The sequence below is a fragment of the Peribacillus sp. Hz7 genome (genome assembly GCF_042136355.1).
Classification (GTDB): Bacteria; Bacillota; Bacilli; order Bacillales; family DSM-1321; genus Peribacillus; species Peribacillus asahii_A.
This window is the reverse complement of sequence record NZ_JBHHJV010000033.1, coordinates 22,395-28,820: the sequence shown is the minus strand read 5'-3', so window position 1 is coordinate 28,820 and position 6,426 is coordinate 22,395. Positions and strand designations below refer to the sequence as shown.

General features: G+C 35.7%; 5 protein-coding genes and 1 rRNA gene. 4 read left to right on the top strand and 2 right to left on the bottom strand.

Annotated features, from left to right (window positions below):
• A 5S ribosomal RNA gene (rrf, locus tag ACE199_RS22055) occupies positions 1-116 on the top strand.
• 352 nt (positions 117-468) lie between these two features.
• On the opposite strand, the gene ACE199_RS22050 is transcribed toward rrf, so the two are convergent.
• A complete protein-coding gene (locus tag ACE199_RS22050) occupies positions 469-801 on the bottom strand; it encodes an antibiotic biosynthesis monooxygenase family protein (protein WP_375351667.1) in 333 nt (110 codons plus the stop codon).
• A 326-nt stretch (positions 802-1,127) separates the two neighbouring features.
• On the opposite strand from ACE199_RS22050, the gene ACE199_RS22045 reads away from it, so the two are divergent.
• On the top strand, positions 1,128-2,396 hold the full coding sequence (locus ACE199_RS22045) for an ATP-binding protein (RefSeq protein WP_375351666.1): 1,269 nt from the start codon (positions 1,128-1,130) through the stop codon (positions 2,394-2,396).
• Between the two features lie 351 nt (positions 2,397-2,747).
• Positions 2,748-3,920 carry an IS200/IS605 family element RNA-guided endonuclease TnpB gene (gene tnpB / locus ACE199_RS22040; RefSeq protein WP_375351665.1) on the top strand — a complete coding sequence of 391 codons (1,173 nt, stop codon included), beginning with the start codon at positions 2,748-2,750 and terminating at the stop codon, positions 3,918-3,920.
• A 167-nt stretch (positions 3,921-4,087) separates the two neighbouring features.
• On the opposite strand, the gene ACE199_RS22035 is transcribed toward tnpB, so the two are convergent.
• A complete protein-coding gene (locus ACE199_RS22035; protein ID WP_375351664.1) occupies positions 4,088-5,545 on the bottom strand; it encodes an amidase in 1,458 nt (485 codons plus the stop codon).
• A 122-nt stretch (positions 5,546-5,667) separates the two neighbouring features.
• Between ACE199_RS22035 and ACE199_RS22030 the strand changes: the two genes are divergently transcribed.
• Entirely contained in the window at positions 5,668-6,399 is a 732-nt protein-coding gene (locus tag ACE199_RS22030) for a response regulator transcription factor (RefSeq protein WP_375351663.1), read from the top strand.
• Positions 6,400-6,426: the final 27 nt, after the last annotated feature.

The window sequence follows — 6,426 nt, the reverse complement described above, 5'->3', positions numbered from 1 at the left end:
TCTGGTAATGATGGCGAAGAGGTCACACCCGTTCCCATTCCGAACACGGAAGTTAAGCTCTTCAGCGCCGATGGTAGTTGGGGGTTTCCCCCTGTGAGAGTAGGACGTTGCCAGGCAAAAAAATAGCTCTGAGTAGGGGCTATTTTTTTTGCCTAATTTTAAGATAGGGCCTCTTAGTCAAGCGGCTAAGACACCGCCCTTTCACAACGGTAACACGGGTTCGAATCCTCTAAGGTGCGTATAGATAATCCCGTTAAGAGGTCATTTTTTTATCTCAAGGACTCGATAGAGTATATAATCTTTAGCTATCAAACTTAAAAAGATAAATGAATTTGATAAGATTAAAAAAGTCCTTACTCGAGTAAGGACTTTTTTAATCTTAGACTCTGTTAAAGAACAATGTTGATTTTCTTATTGAACTAACAGAATAGTACAATAAGAATGATTGGCTCTATCACTGCTGTGATCTTATTCAACTACTGTGTAACTACCATGTTCCATAGCAATTACATATTCAGGCTTTGGCGGTTTGCCACCGTGCTCTTTAATTTTCTTTTTATGTCCTGCAATATGCTCCGGGCTCTTTTCCCATGCTTTCCAAGCCTCTTCTGATTCCCAGCGAACAATCATCAGTACTTCTTCTTCACCACGACGAACATTTTTCACTAATAACTCCCTGCCAATAAAGCCTTCTCGCTGTTCAATTAACGATGGTCCTTGATCTGGCTTCTTCTTAAAACGTTCAATAATTTTATCAGCATTTCCTTCTGTAACTGTCCATTTACGAATTTGTACGAACATTTTTATTCCTCCATTTAAATAAGGCTATCATTCTATCTTATTTTAAAGTTACTGTGAAAAAAGTAAAATAATAAGAACTTCTATATAAAAATGCTTTACACTCCCCCCATCGGGTAGGCTTTCGTCAGCCAGAGCGTTACTTCCTCATTCGCTTCCTCGATATAACCCTTCCGTTTTAAAAATCTAAAATTGCCTGACCTTTAATGGAGTAACTAGAGGTGTTTTTAAACGTCTTTCTTTTCAAGAAAATTTCCATATTAAAATCCTCTTTTTTAGTGTTATTCCTGTATAATAAATCTAGTTGTTAACTTTTTTAGGAGAATTCAATGAATTTTATTTATATTAATCACAACATATTAGATAATCTCTTTTATATCTTAGTAAGTATTTTGATTTATTTCACTTTATTTGATCATGGCAAAAGGTTAAATCAGTATCGCAAGGCCCTTATTACTGCATGCATGAGCTTTTCTATTATATTATCTATGAAGTTTCCCATTTATATAGATGAATATTGTGTTCATGATTTCCGGCAAATCCCTTTTATAATAGGGACACTTTATGGTGGTTGGCCTGTAGGGGCTGCTCTGTTAGTCATATTATTAACTAGTAGGTTTGTTATGTATGGTTTCAATCTCCTTACGGTAATTGTTTATATCGTTATCTTTATTGTTACGGCTCTATTTTCTGCAAAATTTAATACTTTTAATAGAAAAAATAAGCTAAATAGCTCCGTATTATTAATTTTGTTCCTAGGAATCCTAACCAGCTTTATTTCACTCGTTATGTCTGATTCTTTTCAAATAACGGAGGCGTATGTATTTTACTTTATTATCCTTCCTCCTTTCACTATGGTTTTAGCTGTATATATCATAGAAATTTTAAAAGATGCCATTTTAATTCGAACACAAATGGTGAGGCTTGAAAAGATGGAGGTAGTTAGTCAGCTTGCAGCTAGTATTTCACATGAAGTTCGAAATCCTTTAACAGTTGTGAAGGGATTTGTTCAACTGCTAAAGGCACCTGATCTCTCTCAAGAAGTAAGAGAACAATATATAAAGCATGTTGTTAGAGAACTTGATCGTGCAGAATCAATTATTAGTGAATACTTAGCATTTGCAAAACCCACAATGGAAAAAGTGGATAATATTTCAGTCAACCGTGAACTAGGATATGTAATTGAAATGCTCAAACCATTAGCTAGCATGAATTTAGTTCATATAGCAGAACAATTAACTCCTAGCATGACCCGCGGGAATGTTCAACATTTCAAGCAATGCTTCCTAAACCTAATTAAAAATAGTATAGAGGCTATGCCAAACGGCGGGGAGCTTAGTATTGTTTCCTATGTAAAAAATTTCGACATAATTATTGAAATCAGTGACAGTGGAGTAGGAATGAACAAAGAACAAATAAACCGTTTTGGTGAGCCTTATTACAGTTCCAAAGAAAAAGGAACAGGGTTAGGATCAATGGTAGCTGTTAAGACCATCCAAGCGATGAATGGTACACTCAATATAAATAGTGTTCCGAATAAGGGAACAACTATTACAGTAACACTTCCCGTTTATTATGAAGATGATGCTAACAAATGAGCAATAAAAGAACCCACCATGCCGCTTAACAAGAAAAGAAGAAAGGTTGTTTTCTTTTTATTCTAAAACATATTTTATTAAAAAAATAGGCGAGAATACCCCTTCCTCAAGGAATGTGAAGGGTGATAGCCCAATGAGTAGGGAGAGGATAAATCGCCTTCTGATTGGGATGGCTTACTTGCCATCTCGATTATCCGACTGTTGTTTGAATCATAAGAAAATGACGATGATAGGAGTACCATCCCTTTTGTCCTTTTGATTAGTGACTATTTCATAAAACAAGAACATGTGTTTGAACCCTTGGGTTTATATATGGAATAATAAGGTAAATGGTGAAGGAGGTGCTCAACCATGTTCATCCACAAAGCCTTTAAATTTCGCTTATACCCTAATCAGAAACAAATAGAACTCATCCATAAGACGATCGGTTGTTCAAGATTTGTCTTTAATCTCTTTCTTGGTAAACAGAAAGAAAAAGACGCTTACTGGTCTATCACAGAAGAAATGAAGCAGAATGGTCAACTTTCCTCAAATAATTGGAAAGGGGACTATTTGAATAAATATGAAACCATCAAAGAACTTCCAGAATTAAAGAAACAGTATTCTTTTTTGAAAGAAGTGGATAGTATCGCTTTGCAAAAATCAGTTGAAAACTTAGCCGATGCTTATAGTCGATATTACAAAAAACAGAATAAGCTACCACGTTTTAAATCCAAAAAGAATCCTGTTCAGTCTTACGTTACGAAGCATACGAATGGAAATATCGCTGTTATAGACGACCAGATCAAGTTGCCAAAGCTAGGTCTTGTTCGTTTTGCCAAAAGTCGTGAAGTACACGGTCGTATTTTGAGTGCCACGATTAGACGGAATCCATCGGGGAAATATTTTGTTTCTCTAACGACCGAAGTAGAAGGAACAGAATTACCAAAAACAAATTCGGCTGTTGGCATCGATGTCGGCCTAAAAGATTTTGCGATTCTGTCAGATGGAACCATCTATTCAAACCTAAAGTTTTTCCGTTCTCTGGAGGAAAAATTGGTGAAAGCACAACGGATTTTATCGAGAAGACAAGAAAGAGCGCTTCAACAAAAGAAACCACTAGATGAAGCAAAAAATTATCAAAAACAACGAAAAAAAGTGGCGCGTATTCACGAAAAAATCGTGAACGCACGAACAGACTACCTTCAAAAAATATCTACCGAAATCATCAAAAACCACGATGTGATCGGAATAGAAGATTTAAAGGTAGCGAATATGAGGAAGAATCACCATCTGGCAAAAGCGATCAGTGAAGCATCTTGGTCACAATTCCGTACCATGCTGGAATATAAAGCGGAATGGTATGGGAAAACCGTCATCGCTGTCCATCCTACACGTACCTCACAGCGTTGTCATGCTTGCGGCCATACAGAAAAAGCCAATCGTCTATCGCAAGCTGAATTTGTGTGTCAAAAATGCGGTCACACAGACAACGCGGATGTGAACGCATCTAAAAATATAAAAGAATTAGCGTTAGCTGTCTAACTAGATTCTTTTTTTGCAGGAGACTTTCTAGGTTAGTCGTTTGTACTGCTAACTGTCGGTGCGACAGGGATCGCCTACTCCATTAAGGTTCGATAGAATCTTGTACGTAGGAATCCCCCTCCTCAACGAAACGTAGTGAAGTAGGTGGGGGTAGTTCAAGACATTATTTAGATTGTATTTGTTATGTTGGATACATGAATATTAGGTTTCTTGTCTTTCCAAGGTGTTGCTTTTTCTAATTGCGAAGCTAATTGTAGTAAAGTAGCTTCATCAGCAAATCTTCCAGTAAATTGCATGCCGATAGGTAGTCCATTCTTACTTGTTTTTAATGGAAGGGAAATCGAAGGCTGACCAGTAGCGTTAAATAAATTAGTAAATGGTGCATAGGTGAAAATTTGTTCAGTCCATTGTTTAGCATCAATGTTTGGATTATTTGCATTTAAAACCCCTATTTCAGCAGGTAATGTAGCAATGGTTGGAGATAATAATACATCATAATCAGTAAAGAAGTGACCTACAGTTCTTGAAACCGTAGCATTGGTTTCAATTGCTTCCAACAAATCTGATGCTTTCATTTCTTTGCCGTATAAGTAACACTGCCAGATTGCTGCTTCAATATTTTTTTCAGTTGGTATTTTTCCTGTAAGTTTCGCTGCACCCTCAATCATTTTATAAATATTCGCTGTCCAAATATTTAAAGTAGCTAAACCAAATTGCTCTGCATTATATCGTGGTGTATCTTCCACAACTATATGTCCCAAATCTCTACATAGTTGCACTGTTTCATGCAATGCTTGTATACATTCCTCATCTACAGCAACTTCAGTAGCAGGTCTTCCAGTCCAAGCAATTTTTAATGGTTTTATAGGCTTTTCTATTAATCGTTTATATTCTTCAGCTGGTGCTTCAGGCCATCCATAGCAACCGATATCTGGACCACTTACTGCATCAAGTAGATGAGCAGTGTCTCTTACGGTTTTTGTTAAAGCAAATTCAATAGCAATTCCGTTAAGTGGCTCACTATTGAAAGGTCCAGCAGGGATTCTTCCCCTTGTTGGTTTTAATCCTATGAGACCACTACAAGAGGCTGGAATTCGAATAGATCCACCACCATCATTCGCATGAGCTACTGGAACAATTCCAGCTGCAATAGAAGCTGCTGATCCACCACTGGACCCACCAGGGCTATGATTTAGATTCCATGGATTACGTGTAGGGCCATATAATACAGCTTCTGTTGCTGCATTATAACCAAATTCAGGAGTAGTTGTTGTTCCAACTGTAACAAAACCAGCTTTTCTAAACCTCGCCATTAATTCACTATCAACTGGGAATACAGCATTTTCCGCCAATCTACTCCCCATACTCGTTTGCACATCTTTAGCATGCAACACAAGTTCCTTAATTAAAAATGGCACACCGGTAAAAGAACCTTCTGGCAAACCACTTTCAATTTCATTGATCGCTTGTTCTTCAAGAATGGATACGACCGCATTCAAATCTGGATTGAGTTCATTAATTGCTTTAATAGAAAGTTGGACGAGCTCTTTAGGCGTTACCTGCTTATTTTTAACAAGATCCGCAAGACCTAACCCATCATAACTTGCAAATTCTAATAAATTCATAAATCCATCCCCCCTCATTTACATACATTCTACTTTATATAAAATATTTTCCTATTACCCAAAAGGATAAATTTACCATAATTTAGAATATTGATTTATACCTAGTAAAAAGGAGAAATGGAATGCAACTAACAAAAATGGAATATAACAATGTTCTTTGTGCAGTAGAAGAATTAGCAGGCAAACAGCTCAACACAGATATAAATAAATACCGTACAGAAGTTCTTCATATTCTAAACAATGTTTTAGGTTATAATCATTCATTATTTTGGTTTATTAACGAAAATCAAAAGTTAATAGAACCCATTTTATTAAATATAGAAGAGCAATCACTTCAAGAATATCATCAGTATTTTTATAAAAAAGATTTTCTTCATCCAAGTAATTTAAAAAAGAAAAAAAGAGTTCAAAAGCTAAATGATGTGATTTTATTTTCAGAGTATTTACAATCGGAGTATTATAACGAATTTATGAAAAAAAACAGATTCATAGACGAAATGGCACTATACTTGGAATATAATGAGGAATTGGTTGGTGTGATAGGTTTAGTACGAAACAGAGAAGAAAAACAATTCACTATTTCAGACTATATAAAACTTAATTATCTTGCAAAACAAATTGAAAGCGGATTTAATTTACAGCGCGTTATGAAATCCATAGAAAAAGAAAGTGTACTGTTAACAATGCGAGAACAAGAAATAGTGAATCATCTTCAAAAAGGAGAAAAGAACAAAGAAATAGCACAAAAACTTTATGTTAGTGAAAACACAATAAAAAAACACCTACAAAACTTATATCGAAAATTCGATGCAAACAACCGAACTGAGTTGTTGTATAAGTTAAATAATATGTAAAAGTGAACTTCTATCGTGGAAAACCGT

Excerpts from the sequence above, each read along its gene's own strand:
- tnpB (WP_375351665.1), top strand. The coding sequence starts at position 2,748 with ATGTTCATCCACAAAGCCTTTAAATTTCGCTTATACCCTAATCAGAAA.
- ACE199_RS22050 (WP_375351667.1), bottom strand. The coding sequence starts at position 801 with ATGTTCGTACAAATTCGTAAATGGACAGTTACAGAAGGAAATGCTGAT.
- ACE199_RS22035 (WP_375351664.1), bottom strand. The coding sequence starts at position 5,545 with ATGAATTTATTAGAATTTGCAAGTTATGATGGGTTAGGTCTTGCGGAT.
- ACE199_RS22030 (WP_375351663.1), top strand. The coding sequence starts at position 5,668 with ATGCAACTAACAAAAATGGAATATAACAATGTTCTTTGTGCAGTAGAA.
- ACE199_RS22045 (WP_375351666.1), top strand. The coding sequence starts at position 1,128 with ATGAATTTTATTTATATTAATCACAACATATTAGATAATCTCTTTTAT.